Raw genomic sequence first — 1,284 nt, 5'->3', positions numbered from 1 at the left:
AGTGATCTACCCCCGATAAAACGGACATATTTATTTTTACGCTGCTATAGCTTCATATTCCATTGGTGAACAATAGTTAATACCTGAATGCAGCCTCACGGCATTGTAGTATTTGTTAATGTAACTGCCAAGCGTTGTGCGCAATTGTTCATCTGTTTTAAATACATTACCTCTGATAACTTCTGCTTTCATGGAGTGAAAAAATGACTCCATGTGTGCATTATCAGTACATTTTCCCGCTCTGCTTAAGCTATGGGCTATGCCGCGTCGCTTTAATACTCTTTGGCAGAGGTTACCCCGATACTCTACACCTCTGTCGGTATGAAGCATTAGTTGACCTTGGGGCTTACGTTTTTTAATGGCATTCCTTAACGTACGTTTTGTTACCTCAGCAGTTCGGCTTTTATCTAGACTCCAACTAATAATGCGTCGTGAGTATAAATCCATTATGACTGATAAATATCGCCAGGCGCCTTTTACTTTAAGGTAAGTCACATCAGCAACCCACACCTGGTTTTTTTCCTTGGGCACATCACCTTCAGGGCGTAGGTTCTCTCCTGATGCCAAAAATCGTTTTGTCCCTGCAGAGCTGTATGTAACTTTGACCACTCGCGCAACCAAATTAAGTGATTTATATAACCGCTCTACACGTCTTTTACTAATACAATAACCTTGTTTTCTTAGCGCCTTAAAAATACGAGGGCTACCATAACGCCCTTTGTTTTCATTGAAGATTTGTTGGATTTTCTTTTTAAGTTCAACATCTTCTATCGCTCTTGCACTTGGCTGACGCTCACGCCAATCGTAGTAACCGCTTTTTGATACGCCAAAAAATTTGAGTAAAGTAACGACCTTTATTTCGGCTCTGAGTTTTTCGATGAATCGATATCGGCCTGATGTTCCTCGGCAAGAAACCGTTGCCACTTTTTTAGAATATACAGCTCCTCCTTAAGTTGTTTGTTTTCACGCTCAAGTTGTTGCTCTTTTGTTAGAGCTTTTTTGACTTTTGATTGACCAGCCACTTTTTTTCGTTTGTCTGCCACAATTATTCCTTCACGATACTCTTTTCGCCATCGTGACAGCATAAACGGGTGTATGTCGAGCTTTTCAGCGACTGATTTGATTGTAACGCCAACAACATAACTTAATTGAACTGCGTTAACTTTGAAGTCATTTGAATACTTCCAAGTTCTTCTAGGGTTGTTGTACTTTGGCATAAGACACCTCATCTTTAGTTAGATTTTGGTGTCCGTTTTATCGAGGGAGGATCACAGTCCCGCTTGA

Annotated in this window: 1 protein-coding gene; it reads right to left on the bottom strand. The window is 40.6% G+C overall.

The window, feature by feature from the left end; all coding sequences use genetic code 11:
* Positions 1 to 36 precede the first annotated feature (36 nt).
* Positions 37 to 1,217, bottom strand: a protein-coding gene (locus EPA86_RS11550) for an IS3 family transposase (RefSeq protein WP_140603763.1) whose coding sequence is annotated in 2 segments (ribosomal slippage) — positions 37 to 932 and positions 932 to 1,217 — 1,182 coding nt in all. Because the reading frame shifts where the segments join, the coding sequence is not laid out codon by codon here.
* Positions 1,218 to 1,284 lie beyond the last annotated feature (67 nt).

This window comes from Litorilituus lipolyticus (assembly GCF_006439335.1).
In the GTDB taxonomy this organism is placed as follows: domain Bacteria; phylum Pseudomonadota; class Gammaproteobacteria; order Enterobacterales; family Alteromonadaceae; genus Colwellia; species Colwellia lipolytica.
The sequence above is the reverse complement of the archived record's forward strand: the minus strand, read 5'-3'. Positions and strand labels throughout refer to the sequence as shown.